The organism is Lapillicoccus jejuensis (assembly GCF_006715055.1).
Classification (GTDB): Bacteria; Actinomycetota; Actinomycetes; order Actinomycetales; family Dermatophilaceae; genus Lapillicoccus; species Lapillicoccus jejuensis.
Genome location: NZ_VFMN01000001.1, coordinates 4178889 through 4194725 on the forward strand (window position 1 = coordinate 4178889; position 15837 = coordinate 4194725).

16 protein-coding genes and 1 tRNA gene are annotated in these 15837 nt (G+C 75.3%); 7 read left to right on the forward strand and 10 right to left on the reverse strand.

What is annotated here, in order from left to right; translation table 11 throughout:
- Nucleotides 1–199: 199 nt before the first annotated feature.
- Genes FB458_RS19370 through FB458_RS19390 form a run of 5 tightly spaced genes read right to left on the reverse strand, consistent with a single transcriptional unit; the run spans nt 200 to nt 4580 of the window.
- Nucleotides 200–1396: an O-succinylhomoserine sulfhydrylase gene (locus FB458_RS19370; RefSeq protein WP_141849936.1), complete on the reverse strand. Its 1197-nt coding sequence runs from the start codon at nt 1394–1396 to the stop codon at nt 200–202.
- Nucleotides 1396–1809 (reverse strand): rhodanese-like domain-containing protein, encoded by a 414-nt coding sequence (locus tag FB458_RS19375; RefSeq protein ID WP_141849937.1) that lies wholly within the window; start codon nt 1807–1809, stop codon nt 1396–1398. Before FB458_RS19375 ends, FB458_RS19370 begins: the two co-directional genes overlap by 1 nt.
- A 60-nt stretch (nt 1810–1869) precedes the next feature.
- Complete coding sequence (locus FB458_RS19380) at nt 1870–2616, reverse strand: zinc ribbon domain-containing protein (RefSeq protein WP_141849938.1); 747 nt, start codon at nt 2614–2616, stop codon at nt 1870–1872.
- A gap of 8 nt (nt 2617–2624) precedes the next feature.
- On the reverse strand, nt 2625–3503 hold the full coding sequence (locus FB458_RS19385) for a Nif3-like dinuclear metal center hexameric protein (RefSeq protein ID WP_141849939.1): 879 nt from the start codon (nt 3501–3503) through the stop codon (nt 2625–2627).
- A gap of 33 nt (nt 3504–3536) precedes the next feature.
- Entirely contained in the window at nt 3537–4580 is a 1044-nt protein-coding gene (locus FB458_RS19390) for a DNA topoisomerase IB (protein ID WP_141849940.1), read from the reverse strand.
- Between the two features lie 115 nt (nt 4581–4695).
- Here FB458_RS19390 and FB458_RS22110 point away from each other — a divergent pair, with 115 nt between their 5' ends.
- The gene (locus tag FB458_RS22110) at nt 4696–4986 is read left to right on the forward strand and encodes a BatC protein (RefSeq protein ID WP_211356100.1); all 291 of its coding nucleotides are present in this window, start codon (nt 4696–4698) and stop codon (nt 4984–4986) included.
- Nucleotides 4987–6264 carry a cupin domain-containing protein gene (locus FB458_RS19400; RefSeq protein ID WP_141849942.1) on the forward strand — a complete coding sequence of 426 codons (1278 nt, stop codon included), beginning with the start codon at nt 4987–4989 and terminating at the stop codon, nt 6262–6264.
- Nucleotides 6265–6270: 6 nt separating this feature from the next.
- Here the strand turns inward: FB458_RS19400 and FB458_RS19405 are convergent, their stop codons facing one another.
- The gene (locus FB458_RS19405) at nt 6271–7068 is read right to left on the reverse strand and encodes a PIG-L deacetylase family protein (protein ID WP_141849943.1); all 798 of its coding nucleotides are present in this window, start codon (nt 7066–7068) and stop codon (nt 6271–6273) included.
- A 220-nt stretch (nt 7069–7288) separates the two neighbouring features.
- Here FB458_RS19405 and FB458_RS19410 point away from each other — a divergent pair, with 220 nt between their 5' ends.
- On the forward strand, nt 7289–8014 hold the full coding sequence (locus tag FB458_RS19410; RefSeq protein ID WP_141849944.1) for a cobalamin B12-binding domain-containing protein: 726 nt from the start codon (nt 7289–7291) through the stop codon (nt 8012–8014).
- Nucleotides 8015–8057: 43 nt separating this feature from the next.
- Here the strand turns inward: FB458_RS19410 and FB458_RS19415 are convergent, their stop codons facing one another.
- Nucleotides 8058–9449, reverse strand: a complete 1392-nt coding sequence (locus FB458_RS19415) for a glucose-6-phosphate dehydrogenase (RefSeq protein ID WP_246061394.1) — start codon at nt 9447–9449, stop codon at nt 8058–8060.
- A 94-nt stretch (nt 9450–9543) separates the two neighbouring features.
- Here FB458_RS19415 and FB458_RS19420 point away from each other — a divergent pair, with 94 nt between their 5' ends.
- The 3 genes from FB458_RS19420 to FB458_RS19430 are packed head-to-tail and all read left to right on the forward strand — an operon-like array spanning nt 9544 to nt 13715.
- Nucleotides 9544–11085, forward strand: a complete 1542-nt coding sequence (locus FB458_RS19420) for a GGDEF domain-containing protein (protein ID WP_141849945.1) — start codon at nt 9544–9546, stop codon at nt 11083–11085.
- Between the two features lie 18 nt (nt 11086–11103).
- A complete protein-coding gene (locus tag FB458_RS19425; protein WP_141849946.1) occupies nt 11104–12126 on the forward strand; it encodes an aldo/keto reductase in 1023 nt (340 codons plus the stop codon).
- A 26-nt stretch (nt 12127–12152) separates the two neighbouring features.
- The gene (locus FB458_RS19430; protein ID WP_141849947.1) at nt 12153–13715 is read left to right on the forward strand and encodes a GGDEF domain-containing protein; all 1563 of its coding nucleotides are present in this window, start codon (nt 12153–12155) and stop codon (nt 13713–13715) included.
- 44 nt (nt 13716–13759) lie between these two features.
- On the opposite strand, the gene FB458_RS19435 is transcribed toward FB458_RS19430, so the two are convergent.
- From FB458_RS19435 to FB458_RS19445, 3 genes are all read right to left on the reverse strand, one after another.
- Nucleotides 13760–13832: transfer RNA gene (locus tag FB458_RS19435), tRNA-Val, on the reverse strand.
- Nucleotides 13823–14404, reverse strand: a complete 582-nt coding sequence (locus tag FB458_RS19440; RefSeq protein WP_342778073.1) for a peroxiredoxin — start codon at nt 14402–14404, stop codon at nt 13823–13825. The genes FB458_RS19435 and FB458_RS19440 overlap by 10 nt, the downstream gene beginning before the upstream one ends.
- On the reverse strand, nt 14401–14829 hold the full coding sequence (locus FB458_RS19445) for a DUF3052 domain-containing protein (protein ID WP_141849948.1): 429 nt from the start codon (nt 14827–14829) through the stop codon (nt 14401–14403). The genes FB458_RS19440 and FB458_RS19445 overlap by 4 nt, the downstream gene beginning before the upstream one ends.
- Before the next feature lie 125 nt (nt 14830–14954).
- Here FB458_RS19445 and fdhD point away from each other — a divergent pair, with 125 nt between their 5' ends.
- Nucleotides 14955–15821, forward strand: a complete 867-nt coding sequence (gene fdhD / locus FB458_RS19450) for a formate dehydrogenase accessory sulfurtransferase FdhD (protein WP_141849949.1) — start codon at nt 14955–14957, stop codon at nt 15819–15821.
- Nucleotides 15822–15837 lie beyond the last annotated feature (16 nt).

Genomic DNA, 15837 nt, shown 5'->3' on the forward strand with positions numbered 1-15837 from the left:
GGCGGCCATCCGTCTGCTCGATGTGGGCCGCGAACAGCCCCACCTCAGTACAGCGATCTGCGCGCTCCGGGCGATGCGTCCGCACCGACCAGGCATCCGCACCGACCAGGCACCGGTGCCGCGTCCGTGCGGACGCAACCCACCGCGACGCGTCGTCCGTCCGCACCGACCAGGCACCGGTGCCGCGTCGGTGCGGACGTCAGACCGCGCGCAGCGCGCGCTCGAGGTCGTCGACGAGGTCCTGCGGGTCCTCCAGCCCGACGGACACCCGGATCGTCCCGTCGGTGATCCCGACGGCCGCGCGGGCCTCCGGGGACAACCGCCGGTGCGTCGTCGTCGCGGGGTGGGTGACCATCGACTTGGCGTCGCCGAGGTTGTTGGAGATGTCGATGACCTCCAGCGCGTTCATGAAGCGGAACGCCTCCGCCTTGCCGCCGTCGAGGAAGAACGTCACGACCGTCCCTCCCCCGGTCATCTGCGCCCGGGCCAGCTCGTGCTGCGGGTGAGACGGCAGCCACGGGTAGAGCACCCGCGTCACCGCCGGGTGCGCCTCGAGCGCCTCGGCCACCCGCAACGCCGCGGCGGCCTGCCGCTCGACGCGCAGCGACAGCGTCTCCAGACCCTTGACCAGGGTCCACGCGCTGAACGGCGACATCGACGGCCCGGTGTGCCGCATGAGGTTCTTCACCGGTCCCCCGACGAAGTCCGCCGGCCCGAGCACCGCCCCGCCGAGCACCCGCCCCTGGCCGTCGATGTGCTTCGTCGCCGAGTAGACGACGATGTCCGCGCCCTGCTCCATCGGCCGGCTGAACACCGGCGTCCCGAAGACGTTGTCGACGACCACCTTCGCGCCGGCCGCGTGCGCGAGCCGCGACACCGCCGCGACGTCGACGAGCTCCTGCATCGGGTTGCTCGGCGTCTCGAAGAACACCGCGGTCGTCGGCTCGGCCAGCGCCGCGCGCCACTGCTCGAGGTCGGACCCGTCGACGAGGACGGTCTCGACCCCCCAGCGCGGCAGGATCTCGTCGACGATGACGAAGCACGAGCCGAAGAGCGCCCGGGACGACACCAGTCGGTCGCCCTTCCCGAGCAGCGCCGCGAGCGCGACGAAGACCGCCGCCATCCCGGACGCCGTCGCGTAGCAGGCCTCGGCGCCCTCGAGCAGCCGCAGCCGCTCCTCGAACATCGCGACGGTCGGGTTGCCGTACCGGCTGTAGACGAACCGGTCGACCTCCTCCGTGAACGCCGCCTCGGCGTCCTCGGCGGTCGCGTAGACGAACCCGCTGGTGAGGAAGAGCGCCTCGGAGGTCTCCTCGAAGCCGCTGCGGGTCAGCCCGCCGCGCACCGCCAGCGTGTCGGGCCGCAGCCCCCGTACGGCGTCGTCGGCGCCGGCCATCAGCCCTGCCTCCAGGGCAGCCCGGCGACCTTCCAGCCCGACACGGTGCGGTGCCCGGCCGGGTCGTGCGGCCCCTCGAAGCCCTCGAGCACGTTGTACGACGCCGCGAACCCGGCCGCCGTCGCCGCCTCCGCCGCCGCGACCGACCGCACCCCGGAGCGGCACAGGAAGTAGAGCGGCGCGTCCTCGCCGACCCCGGCCGCCCGCAGCTCGTCGAGGAAGGACGGGTTCGGTGCCCCGTCCGGGAAGCGCACCCACTCGACCGTGACGACCGGCTTGCCGACGTCGCCGAGGTCGGGCAGACCGACGTACGTCCACTCGGCCCGGGTCCGGACGTCGACGAGGACGGCCTGCGGATCGGACCGGAGGGCGTCGTACGCCTCCTGCGGGGTCACGTCACCGGCGTAGCTCATGCCCTCGAGGATAGGGACGCCGTCCGGCACCCGAGACGACGAGTCCGCGCCGTGGACGCGTCAGGCCGGCAGGCCGCTCTCGGCGGTGCGGACCATGATCCGCCCGCACTCCTCGCACCGCACGACGTCGTCGGCCGCCGCCCCGGCGATCCGGTTGAGGTCGACCTGGTTGAGCTCGAGCCGACAGCCGCCGCACCGGCGCTGGGTCAGCTCGGCGGCCCCGACGCCGCCGCTGGAGCGGCGCACCTTCTCGTAGAGGGCGACGAGGTCGTCCGGCAGCTCCGGCGCGATCCCCGCCCGGCGCTCCTGCACCTGCTGCTCCTCGGCGGCCAGCGTGCCGAGGGCGGCGTCGCGCGCCTGCTCCAGCTCCGTGAGCGAGCCGGTGAGGTCGGCGCGGGACGCCTCGAGGACGGCGGCCCGCGAGGCCAGCTCCTCGGCCCGCTCCATCACCTCCAGCTCCTCGTCCTCGAGCTCGCTCTGCCGGCGGCCGAGCGACTCCAGCTCGTGCTGGAGCGCCTGCAGGTCCTTGGCGGTCCCGGTCCCGGCGTCGAGCCGCGCCTGGTTGCGGGCGGCGCGGTCGCGGACGAGTTGCACGTCGGCCTCCGCCTTCTCGACCTCGCGCTGGACGTCGCTGACGGCCGCCTTCGCCGCGGCCAGGTCGAGGTCGAGGTCCTCCCCCTTGGCCTTCAGCAGGGCGATGTCCTTCAGCTGCGGCAGGGTCGCCCGGGCGTGCGCGATCTGGTCGAGCCGGGTGTCGACGGCCTGCAGGTCGAGCAGCCTGCGCTGGAGGGCGGGGTCGGCCTTCACACCGGTCCTTACGTGTCGAGTGCGGCGTCGTCGCAGGCCGCGTTGGCCCCGACGACGAAGGTCCACGGCTCGGTCCGCAGGCGGGAGACGTGGGTCTCGACCCTATCCCCCAGCTCGGCCCGCAGCTGCCGCTCCGCCTGCTCCAGCCACACCGACTCGCTGGCCCAGTGGCCGGCGTCGACGAGGAACGGCCGGCCGCCGCGGGTCTGCTCGCGCTCCTCCAGCACCGGGTGGTGACGCAGGTCGGCGGTGACGTAGACGTCGGCCCCACTGCGTCGCACCACCTCGAAGCGGTCGTCGCCCGACCCGCCGACGACGGCGACCCGCCGTACCTCGGCGTCCGGGTCACCGCTGACCCGTAGCCCGCCGACCGTCGCCGGCAGCGCCGCCGCGAGCGCCTCGACGAAGGCCCGGAGCGTCACGGGGGAGGCCAGCTCGCCGACGCGTCCCAGCACGAGCGGCTCGCGCTCGGTCCACGGCTCGAGCGGCTGCGGGTCGAGCACCCCGCACGCCCGGGCCAGGGCGTCGCAGACCCCCGGCTCGGCGACGTCGGCGCTCGTGTGGGCGCAGTAGAGCGCGAGGTCGCCGACGACCGCCCGGGTCACCGTCTCCCCCTTCGCGCTCGCGGTGGCGACCGAGTGGATCCCGCGCAGCAGCAACGGGTGGTGGGTCAGCAGCAGGTCGGCGCCGGCCTCGACGGCCTCGGCCACGACGGCCAGCGTCGGGTCGACGGCGAGGTGCACCCGGCGCACCGGCTGGGCCAGGTCGCCGGTCACGAGCCCGACGGCGTCCCACGACTGCGCGGTCGACGGCGGCCACAGCCGCTCGACGACCTCCACGACCTCACCGAGGGTGTACGCCGCCCCGTCGGCCCCTGTCCCGTTCACGTCTCCGACCCTGCCACACCGGACCGACAGCGCTCAGCGCACGCCCCGCTCGAGCAGCCGCAGCACCGACCGCTCGAGCGCCGACCGCCCCCGGGTCGCCGCGAGCTCGCCCCGCTCGAGCCGGGCGATGTCGGCCTTGGTGAGGTTGCGCCGTAGGGCCGCCTGGATGGTCCGGCCGACGGCGAAGGCGTCGAGCACCCCGGGGTCGACGTACGACGCCCGGGCGACGGACACGGTGTTGCCGAGGTGCTCGGCGACCATGGCGATCGCCTCGCGCTCGGCCTTGCGGCGCTCCCGCTCCGAGACCGGCGGCGGCGTGACCCGGGCGAGGGCGGCGGCCGCGGTCACCGTGGCCGCCCAGGTCCGCAGGTCCTTGACGGTGAAGTCCTCGCCCGCGAGCCGCTTGAAGCCCTCGTTGATGTCGGAGCCGTGCAGGTCGTGCCAGCCGCCGGCGTCCTCCCACCGCATGAGGTGCTCGCCCGGCTGCTGCTTGCGCTTGAGCGAGCGCACCAGTGCGGCGAGCGGTGGGTCGGTGAGGTCGGCCTCGCGGTGCTGGCCCGACTTGGCCGGGTAGGAGAACCGGACGACCTCGCCGGACACCCGCACGTGCTCGGGCAGCAGCGTCGCGATGCCGTGCGAGCCGTTGGTCTCCTCGTACTCCTCCCCACCGGTGCGGAACATCCCGGCGTCGAGCATCCGCAGCGCCCCCGCGACGACGCGCTGCTTGGTCAGCCCGCGCCCGCGCAGGTCGCGGGTCACCGACGCCCGCACCTCGGGCAGCTCGCGGGCGAGGCGCCGTACCCGCTCGTGCTTGGCCTGGTCGCGCTGCTCGCGCCAGGCCTGGTGGTAGAGGTACTGCCGCCGGCCCTTGACGTCCGTCCCCACGGCCTGGATGTGGCCGTTGGGGTGCGGGCTGATCCACACCTCCTGCCAGGCGGGCGGCACGACGAGCGCGCTGATGCGCTCCTTGGTCGCCGGGTCGACGAGGGTGCCGTCGACGCCGACGTACGAGAAGCCCTTGCCGCGCCGCACGCGAGAGATGCCCGGTCCGTGGGGGTCGCTGCGCCGCAGTCGCATGCCCGCGTCCTACCCCGCGCGGAGCGGACGGGAAACGCCGCGTGGGGAACCCACCGGCTGGGTACGGGCGGGTCGGCACACCCGTGCCGCCACTTCGATGACGAGGAGAGCCGCGATGACCGACATCACCGACCCGATGGACGAAGGCACCGCCGACGGCGGGGCGAACCCGGCCGGCCACGACGGCGGCGCCGACGGCGGCGCGGGCGAGGGCACCGCGGACGGCGGGGCGAACCCGGCCGGCCACGACGGCGGCGCCGACGGCGGCGCGGGCGAGGGCACCGCGGACGGCGGGGCCAACCCGGCCGGCCACGACGGCGGCGCCGACGGCGGCGCGGGCGAGGGCACCGCGGACGGCGGGGCCAACCCGGCCGGCCACGACGGCGGCGCCGACGGCGGCGCCTGAGTGTCCGCTCCCACGAGCACCGGGGTGTCCGTCCGTCAGGGCGGGCACCCCGCGCTCGAGCGCCTGCTGTCGGTGCCCGTCGACGAGTTCGCGACCCGCTGCTGGGGTCGCGAGCCGCTGCTGTCCACGGCGGCCGAGCGCGGCGCCGCGGGGCGGGGCGACACCTTCCTCGACCTGCTCAGCCCCGCTGCGGTCGACGAGCTGGTCTCGCAGCGCGGGCTGCGCACCCCGTTCCTGAGGGTCGCGCGGGGCGGGACGACGTACGCCGACCGGCAGTTCACCGACGGCGGCGGCGTGGGCGCCGCGATCGCCGACCAGGTCAGCGACGACAAGCTGCTCCACCTCTTCGCCGAGGGCGCGACCCTCGTCCTGCAGGGCCTGCACCGCTCCTGGCCCGCCGTCACCGCCTTCTCCCAGCAGCTGGCCGAGGACCTCGGCCACCCGGTGCAGGCCAACGCGTACGTCACCCCGCCGCAGAGCACGGGGTTCAGCGACCACTACGACGTCCACGACGTCTTCGTCCTGCAGGTGTCGGGCGAGAAGCGCTGGCGCATCCACGCGCCCGTGCACCCGCTCCCCCACCGCGACGAGCCGTGGACCGACCACAAGGCCGCCGTCGAGGCCGCGGCCACGACCCCCCCGGTCATCGAGGCGACCCTGCGCCCCGGCGACTGCCTCTACCTCCCGCGCGGCTACCTGCACGCCGCCACTGCGCTCGGTGGGGTGAGCACGCACCTCACCCTCGGCGTGCACGCCTGGACCGGCCGGCACCTCGCCGACGAGCTCGTCGCCCAGGCCGTACGACGCGCCGCCACCGGCCGCGCCCTGCGCGAGCCCCTGCCGCTCGCCGTCGACCTCGGCGACGCCGACGAGCTGCGCCCGCACGTCGAGCAGGTGCGCGACGAGCTGGTCGAGACGCTGCGGACGATGTCGGGCGCCGACCTCGCCGCGGCGCTGGCCCGCACCGTGCGCCGGACCCAGCGGGCGGCCCCGGTCGGACCGCTCGCGCAGACCGAGGCGGCGCGCGCGCTGGCCGACGACGCGGTCCCGGGCCACGACGCGCCCATCGCGCTCGCGCTCCGTGCCCACCTCCAGGCGCGTCTCGTCACCGCCGAGAACGGCCTGCGGCTGGTCAGCCGCGCGGCGCCCGTCGACCTGTCCGACGCCGAGGTCGACGCCGTACGGCGGCTCCTGGCCGAGCGGGTCGCCGACGTCGGGTCGCTGGGGCGGGACCTCGCCCGCCGCCTGCTGCTCGCCGGGGTCGTCGTCCCCGGCTGAGGACTCCTAGGCGGCGGCCGGGTCGAGGAACCAGCCCGTGACCATGCCCTCGGGACGGCCCGGCTCGAGGTAGAACTCCTCGCCGAAGGCGATGGCGAAGACGGCCGGGGGCATCTGCAGCATCATCGCGACGTCGGTCTGGCTGGCGTGGCAGGCCAGCGCCTCCCGCTTGCGGGGGACGTCGTCGCCCAGCTCGAGACGCCAGTGCAGCTCGGCCTCGGGCGTGCCCATCGGGTTGCCGTCGTCGCCGGCCCCGTCGGGGTCGAAGCCGTCCATCCCGGCCTCGACGGCCATCGCGTGCAGCGCGCGCATCCGGTCGCGGTTCATCGTCGCCTCGAGGTAGCGCGGCGCGCGCCGCGCGAGCTCGGCGGCCCGCTTCGTCACCCGGTGGACCATGACGTGGTCGGGGTGGCCGTAGCCGCCGTGCCAGTCGTACCCGACGACGACGTCGGCGTCCTCCTCGTCGAGGACGTCGGCGAGGCGCCGCGCGGCCTGCTCGAGGTCGGCCCGGGCGAAGGCCCCGTCGGCGGCGTTCTGCTCCCAGCCCGTCATGCCGGAGTCGGCGTACCCCAGCCACACCAGCCGGGCCGCGCCGGTCACGCGCGCCGACGCCTCGGCCTCCGCGCGCCGTCGCTGGACGACGGTCTCGCCCGGGGCCAGGTCGTCCGGGACGGCGCCGTGGTCGCCGTTGGTCGCGTAGACGACGACGACGCGGTGCCCCTCCCGGGTCGCCCGCAGCATCGCGCCGGCGGTGCCGCTGCCCTCGTCGTCGGGGTGGGCGTGGACGAAGACCAGAGTGCTCACCACCCGATCATGTCAGTGACCGCCGACACCCCCTCCCCGTTCGCCCCCCCTCCGACCGGCGGGTTGTGTAGCGCCCACCCAGAGGGGTATGTCCCCGGTACGGAGTCAGATGGTCTCCCGGGTGGCCCCTGTCCGAGCTCCGGCGGTTTCAGCACGCGAGACCGCCGGAGTGCCCGGGCCGGAGGCGGCGGATCTCACGCCGGGATGAGAGACTGCACCGGTGAGCGATGTTGTGCAGGGCAACGGTCGCGGGGACGACACCGTGGCCGACGACGGCATCGACTGGGACGACCACGCCGGCCGCGGCCTGGAGATCGTCACCCGTCTGCACGCCCTGCTCGACGTCGACGACACGCCGTCCGCCGGGCGGCTCGTCGACGAGGTCCTCTCGCGCATGGAGCTCGCCGACGCCGTCTCGTCGGTGCTCATGCCGTTCCTGCGGCACGTCGGCGCCCGGTGGGAGAGCGGCCAGCTCAGCGTCGCCCAGGAGCACTGGGCGAGCCAGCTGGTGCGCAACCGGCTCGCCGGCCTCTGGGACCGGGTGAGCGTGACCGACGGCCCGGTCGCGCTCGTCGCCTGCCCTCCCGGTGAGCGGCACGACATCGCCCCCCTCGCCTTCTGCGTCCTGCTCGCACACGCCGGCTGGCAGGCCCGCTTCTACGGCGCCGACACCCCGCTGCCGGACCTCGCCGCCGTCGCCGCGCGGGTGCGGCCCGACGTCGTCGTCCTCGCCGCGTCGCGCCGCTCGGCCTTCCTCGCCCGCGCGCAGGAGGTGCGGCGGCTCGCGCTCGACCACACCGTCGCCATCGCCGGCAGCGGCGCCAGCGCGCAGGTGGCCGCCGAGCTGGACGCCCACTGGCTCGGGCACGACGTCGCGGACGGCGTCGCCGAGGCCTCCCGGCTCGTGCGTCGGGCCGACGCGGCCCGCCCCGGCGCCGCGAGCTAGGCCCGCGGCGCCCGGCTCCCCTCAGCCCTCGTCAGCCCCCTCGTCAGCCCTCGTCGGCGAGCCAGCCGACGTCGCCCGTGAGGGCCCGCGCGGCCGCCGGTCCCGTGCTCCCCGGCGCGTACGGCGTCGGGTCGGGCATCTGCTCGAGCACCCGCGCCACGGCACCCCACGCGGCGTCGAGCCCGGCGCTGCTCGTGAAGAGCGAGCGGTCGCCCTCGACGACGTCGTGCAGCAGGGCGACGTACGGCGGCAGCGCGGCGCCCTCGGCGACCTGACCCAGGTCGAGCACCGTGCGGGTGCGGGTGAGCGAGAGGTCGGGGCCCGGCTCCTTGACGACGAACCGCGCCTCGATCGCCCCGGACCCCTTGAGCGAGAACTGCAGGACGCCCTGCCCGGGGATGTGGGTCAGCGGCCCCTCCGGCTTGCGCATGACGAGGCTGACGACCTGCGCGTCGGTGCCGAGCATCTTGCCGCTGCGCAGGACGAAGGGCACCCCCCGCCACCGGTCGGTGTCGACCCACAGCCGCACGGCGGCGAAGGTGTCGGTGCGCGAGTCGTCGGGGACGTCGTCGAGGTCGCGGTAGCCCTCGTACTGGCCGAGGACGAGCTCCTCGGGGTCGAGCGGGCGGAACGCCGCCAGCACCGACTCGCGCGCGTCCTGCAGGTCCTCGGCGCGCATGCTGGCCGGCGGCTCCATGGCCACCTCGGCGGCGACCTGGAAGAGGTGGGTGACGATCATGTCCTTGAACGCCCCTGTGGCGTCGTAGAACTCGGCGCGGTCCGCCACGTCGAGCTTCTCCGGGACGTCGATCTGCACCTGCTCCACGGCGTCCGCGCACCAGCTGCGCCCGACGAGCTGGTTGCCGAAGCGCAGCACGTGCAGGTTCTGCGTCGCTTCCTTTCCGAGGAAGTGGTCGATCCGGTAGACCTGTTCCTCGTCCATCGTCGAGTGCACGAGCTCGTCGAGCTCGTGGAAGCTCTCGGGCGAGGTGCCGAAGGGCTTCTCGTAGACCACGCGCGAGCCCTCGACGAGGTCGTGCTCGGCGAGGCCCTCGGTGACCTTGCGGAAGGCGCTGGGCGGGATGGCGAGGTAGTGCACGTAGCGCGCCTCGCCCAGGTCGGCCTCCGCCTCGTGGAGGACGTCGAGCAGGCTGCCGGGGTCGCTCTTCTCGAACCCGCCGCCGGCGAAGCGCAGGTGGGTGGTGAAGTCGTCCCACTCCGGGCCGGAGGGGTCGCCACCGCCGAACTCGGTGAGGACCTCCTTGACGTGCTGGTGGAAGTCCTCGTGGGAGACGTCACCGCGGCCGTTGCCGACCAGCCGCCACCGGTCGGGCATCAGCCCGCGGGTGTGCAGCTCGTGGAAGGCCGGGATGACCATCCGCTTGGCCAGGTCGCCGGTGGCACCGAACAGGACGAAGACGAGGGCGTCGCTCACGGACCGACCCGTACCCCGTCCGCGTGATCCTGCACCGCGCGACCGGGACGAAGGTCCCTCGACAAATGACCGTTTTGTCCGTTGTACTACGGGAATGACTCCGCGCCCCTCACCCGCGGGGACGACGCGCAGCCCGACCGTGCCCGTCTCCACCCCGCCACCGGCCGTCCTCGTCGCGCTCGCCCTGTCGGCCGTGACCGCGCTGGCCCTGCTGGTGCGGCTGGAGCCCGGCGGGCCGGTCGTCGCGCGGTTGGTCGACGACCTGGCGCAGGCCGTGGCCGCGACCGCGGCCGCCGTGTGCTGCGGGCGCCGGGCCCACCGCTCGACCCGGGCCACGGCCCCGACGTGGTGGTGCTACGCCGCCGCGACCGGTGCGTGGGCGATCGGGCAGTACGCGTGGACCTACCACGAGGCGGTGGCCCGGGGACCGGGCCGCTTCCCGTCGCTGTCGGACGTCTGCTTCCTGCTCTTCCCCCTCCTCGGCGCCGCGGGGCTGCTGCGGTGGCCGCTCGCCGACGGCCGCGACCCCCTGCGCCGGCGGGCCCTGCTGGACGGGGTCCTCGTCGCGGCAGCCCTCTTCGTCGTGGCCTGGAGCGTGAGCGCGGGCGGCCCGACGGGCGCCGGTGCGGACCTGCTGGCCTCCGGGGCGGCGCTCGTCGCACCCGGTGCGGACCTCGTCCACCTCAGCCTCGCGGTGGCCGTGCTCTCGCACACCCGACGCGGACGGTCTGGGCTCGGGGTGCTCGTCGCGGCCCTCGTGGGCCTGTGGGCCACCGACTGGGCGTTCGCGCTGCTGGTCACCACCGGACGGAACGGGACCGGGTCGCTGGTCGACCTCGGGTGGCTCGCCACGATGCTGCTCGTCGCCGCGGCCGCGGCGCGCACCGCGACGGATCGCCCCCCGCGCGCCGACGAGCCGCCGATGGCCTCGACGGGCTGCGCCCTGCTGCCCTACGCGGCGGCCACCGTCGGGCTGGCCGTCGCCCTCGGCGACCGGCTCGCCGGTCGCGACGACCGGGTGACGACCGCGGCGGCGGCCGTCGTCGTCGCCGCGCTCCTGGTCCGCCAGCTGCTCGCCGTCCTCGACCACCGCACCCTCCTGCGCCGGGTCCTCGCGGCCCGGGACGAGCTGGAGCACCGGGCCCTGCACGACCCGCTGACCGGGCTCGCCAACCGCTCGCTCCTCGACCGTCGGCTGCGGGAGGGGCTGGGTCACCACCGCCGCGACCGGCGGGGGCTCTGCCTGCTCTACGTCGACCTCGACGACTTCAAGGAGGTCAACGACGACCACGGCCACGAGGCCGGCGACCTCGTCCTGCAGCAGGTCGCCGTACGGCTGCGCGAGGCCGTGCGGTCGACGGACACCGTCGCCCGCCTCGGCGGGGACGAGTTCGCCGTCCTGCTCGTGGAGGCCGACGACCCGTCCGAGGTGGCCGGCCGCATCGCCACCGCCCTCGCCGAGCCGGTCCTCGTCGGAGCGACCCGGGTGTCCCTCGGGGCGAGCATCGGCAGCACCATCGTCACCGCGGACGAGCCGACGCCGACCGCGCAGACGCTGCTGCGGCGGGCGGACCGGGCGATGTACGACGTCAAGCGCGCCGTCCGCCGGGTCGCCGCCACCGCCTCGCTCGGGTAGCCGGTGTTGACTGGACGGGTGCGCTACGTCGAGTCCGTCCCCACCGCGAAGCCGATCAGCGTCATCGGCCTCGGCACCTGGCAGTTCGGCTCGCGCGAGTGGGGGTACGGCGACGCCTACGCCGACACCCGCGCGCGGGCCATCGTCCGGCGCGCCCTCGAGCTCGGCGTCACGCTCGTCGACACCGCCGAGGCCTACGCCTTCGGGCGCAGCGAGCGCATCCTCGGCGAGGCCCTCGGGGAGGACCGCGAGCGCGCCTACGTCGCGACCAAGATCCTCCCCGTGCTGCCCACCGCCCCGGTCGTGCAGCAGCGCGCGGTGGCGAGCGCGGCACGGCTCGGCGTGCAGCGGATCGACCTCTACCAGGTGCACCAGCCGAACCCGGTCGTCCACGACGGCACGACGATGCGCGGGATGGCCGCGCTGCAGCGGGTCGGGCTCGTGGGCGACGTCGGCGTCTCGAACTACTCCCTGGCCCGGTGGCAGCAGGCCGAGGGCGCCCTCGGCGGACGGGTCCTCAGCAACCAGGTGCAGTACTCGCTCGTCGACCGCCGCCCGGAGCGCGAGCTGCTCCCCTGGGCCCGGGCCGCCGGCCGGCTCGTCATCGCCTACAGCCCCCTCGGCCAGGGGCTGCTCTCCGGCCGGTACGACGCCACCCACCGCCCGGGCAACGGGGTGCGCCGCTACAACCCGATGTTCCTCCCGGAGAACCTCGAGCGGGCGCAGCCGCTGGTGCGGGTGCTGCGCGAGGTCGCCGACGCCCACGACGTCACCCCCAGCCAGGTCGCCCTCGCCTGGGTGGTGCACGACCCGCACGTCGTCGCCATCCCCGGGGCGAGCAGCGTCGAGCAGCTCGAGGCCAACGCGGCGGCCGCGGACCTGCGGCTGCCCGAGGACGAGGTGACCGAGCTCGGGCGCGCCTCGGACCGCCTCGACCTGCTCACCGGCGGGGCGACGCTGCGGCCGATGCTGCGCACCCTCCTCCGACGGGACTCAACGACTCGTCCGTTCAGTCACTTTCGCCCCGATATACACGTTTGACGTCGGATGTGCTCTTCACTAGGGGGATGACACAGCGCAGCATGCGCGCGGGAGCGGTGACCGGGCTCGTCCTGCTCGTCTTCGTGGCCCTCGTGCGGCTGCAGCCCGGCGGCCCCGACGTCGCCCGGGCCGTCGACGACCTCGCCCAGGTCGTCGCCGCGCTGCTCGCCGCCGCCGCCTGCGCCGTGCGCGCGTGCCGCTCGAGCGAGCGGGAGTCCAACTCCTGGGGCTGGCTCGCGGCGGCCTGCCTGGCCTGGGGGCTCGGCGAGTGCCTGTGGGCCTGGTACGAGCTCGTGCTGCGCCGGGACACCCCGTTCCCGTCCCCCGCCGACGCCGGTTTCCTGCTCTTCCCCGTGCTGGCCGCCGTCGGCCTGCTGAGCTGGCCGTCGGCCGTCCTGCACGGCACGACCCGGTGGCGGACCCTGCTCGACGGCGCGCTGGTGGCCGGCGCCCTGCTCATCCTCAGCTGGGGCACCGCGCTCGGCACCACCGTGCGCGCCGACGGCACCGGCAGCTTCGGCTACGCCGTCTCGCTCAGCTACCCGCTCGGCGACCTCGTGCTGCTCACCCTCGCTCTCGTCATCCTCTCGCACGCCCGGCACGCGCGGGCCGGCCTCGGGCTCGTCGTCCTCGGCCTCGTGCTGCTGTGCGTGGCCGACAGCGGCTTCGCCTACCTCACGGCGGTCGACGGCTACACCACCGGGTCGTGGGTCGACGCGGGGTGGGTCGGCGGCTTCCTGCTGCTGGCCGCCGCGGCCCACCTGCACACGGCGCCCGGCCGGGAGGTGCTGCGTCCCGGCCCGGCGCGGATGGAGTCCACCCCGCGCGCCCTGCTGCCCTACGTCCCGGCCGGCGTCGGCCTCAGCGTCGCGCTCGCCGGGCAGTTCGGCGGGCGCCGCGACCCGGTGACCCTCGGGGCGGCGACGGTCGTCATCGCCGCGCTGCTGGCCCGTCAGCTGCTCGCCGTGCTCGACAACCGCGCCCTGCTCGTCCAGGTCCTCGCGGCCCAGCACGAGCTGGAGCACCAGGCGTTCCACGACCCACTCACCGGGCTGGCCAACCGCGCGCTCTTCGGCGAGCGGCTGCGGCACGGCCTCGAGCTGCACCGGCGCGACCACCGGGCGCTCAGCCTGCTCTACGTCGACCTGGACAACTTCAAGGGCGTCAACGACACCCTCGGCCACGACGCCGGCGACCTCGTCCTGCAGGACGTGGCCGTGCGGCTGCAGGCCGTCACCCGCACCGGGGACACCGTCGCCCGGCTGGGCGGCGACGAGTTCGCCGTCCTCCTCGAGGACGGCGGCAACCCGCACGACGTCGCGTCGCGGATCGTCGACGCCTTCCACGAGCCGGTCCCCTTCGGGTCGGCGTACGTGCCGATCGGGGCGAGCATCGGCATCGCCGCCGTCGGCCACGACGAGGAGACGCCCTCGATGGAGGCGCTGCTCCAGCGCGCCGACCACGCGATGTACGACGCCAAGCGCGCCGGCAAGGCGGCCGCCCCCACCCGCGGCGAGCACGTCCCGCACGCCGGCGCCCGGCACGCCGTCGCCGCGCTCACCGCGCGCGTGCGCTGGACGGTCGGCTGACGCGCGGCGTCGGCGCGGCGTCGATCAGCCGTCAGGGGGTCGGGTGGGCCCGGCCGGGATCGAACCGACGACAGCCGCGGTGTAAACGCGGTGCTCTACCAGCTGAGCTACAGGCCCGCGGCCCGCGCGGGCAGGCCGGCGGACAGTGTGGCAGACCCGCCGGTGGACGCGGGCGCCGAGTCCCCGGCCGCCTCGGCCCGCATCACCGTCACCGCCTCGCGCAGGCCCCCGAAGTCGCGCTGGCGGCCGGCCTCGTTGACCTGCGTCCAGCGCACGACCCCGTCCCGGCCGACGAGGAACGTGCCCCGGACTGCGAAGCCGGTGGTGGGGGCGAAGACGCCGTACGAGCGGGCGACCGCGCCGTGCGGCCAGAAGTCCGACAGGAGCGGGAAGAAGTAGCCCTCGAGGTCGGCCCAGACCCGCAGCGAGTAGATCGAGTCGCAGGAGACGGTGACGACCGTGAGGTCGTCGGCCTCGAAGTCGCCCAGCCGGTCGCGGATCTCGCGCAGCTCGCTCGTGCAGATCCCGGAGAACGCGAAGGGGTAGAACACGACGACGACCGCCCGGTCCGCGAGCAGGTCGGCGAGCCGCGTCGGCGTGCCGTGCTGGTCGACGAGGGTGAAGTCGGGCGCGCGCTCCCCGACGGCCAGGGGCTCGACGCCCTCGGGCAGGAACGCGGTTCCGGTCACCGCCGGGCCCCCTTGGGCGAGACGAGGCGGACGGCGAGCCAGTCGGGCGAGACGTTGGCGACACCGGCGGTGTGCAGCCCGGCGGTGACGGCGGACTCCTCGACGTCGCTGGCCTGCACGGCGCCCTCGCGGTCGGCCCGCGGGGTGAGCAGGACGATGAAGCCCTCGTCGGCCAGGTTGGTCAGGCAGTCCACGAGGGTGTCGACGAGGTCGCCGTCTCCGTCGCGGAACCACAGCAGGACGGCCTCGGCGACGTCGCCGTAGTCCTCGTCCTCGAGGTCGCTGCCGACGACGTCCTCGACCGCGTAGCGCAGGTCGTTGTCGGCGTCCTCGTCCCAGCCGAGCTCCTGCACCACCTGGCCGGGGGCGAAGCCGAGCCGCCGCAGCCCGGCGTCGAGCGGGGCCGCCTCGGCGGTCGGGGTCACGACGCCCTCCTCAGGGGTCCGGTCTACGGCTGGTGCGGTCACGGGGAGCCTGTTCCCCGTGCGGGACACGGTAGTCGACGCCACCGACGCCTCGCAGTCGTCGGGGGGCCACCTACAGTGACGGGATGGGACGCGTGACGAGCCGGACCCGGGCGGTGCGGGTCGAGGTCGCCGCGCAGGGCCCGGCGCAGCACCGCGACCGGGTCGAGACCCTGGCGGTCGAGGCGCCGATGCAGGTCCGGGTCGACGGGGAGCCGCTGTCGGTGACGATGCGCACCCCCGGTGACGACTTCGACCTCACCATCGGCTTCCTGCTGTCCGAGGGCGTCATCACCGGCGCGCAGGACGTGCGCACCCTCATGCACTGCCAGGACGAGGACGAGAGCGGCTCCCCCACCTTCAACGTCGTCGACGTCGCCCTCGCCGACGGGGTGGCACGCCCGGGCGCCGCGTCCGCGCGCCGGACGGTCACCTCGAGCGCGTGCGGGGTGTGCGGGACCGCGAGCATCGACGCCGTGCGCACCACCGGCCGGTACGACGTCGCCGCCGACCCGGTGCGCGTCGACCCGCAGGTCGTCGCCGCGCTGCCCGACGCGCTGCGGGCGCAGCAGAAGGTCTTCGAGCGCACCGGCGCCGTCCACGCGGCCGGGCTGTTCACCGCGGACGGCGAGGTGCTCTGCGTGCGCGAGGACGTCGGGCGCCACAACGCCGTCGACAAGGTCCTGGGCTGGGCCGCCCGCGAGGGACGGCTGCCGCTCACCGGGCACCTGCTCGCCGTCAGCAGCCGCGCGGGGTTCGAGCTGGTCCAGAAGGCGTACGTCGCCGGGGTGCCGGTGCTCGCCGCCGTGTCGGCCCCGACCTCGCTGGCCGTCGACCTCGCCGCCGACACCGGGCTGACGCTGCTCGGCTTCGTCCGGCCCCCGCGGCTGACCGTCTACGCCGGCGCGCACCGGGTCGCGGGTCCGCCGGGGGTCTCAGGGACCGGTCAGTAGCCCCGCCGGTTGTGAC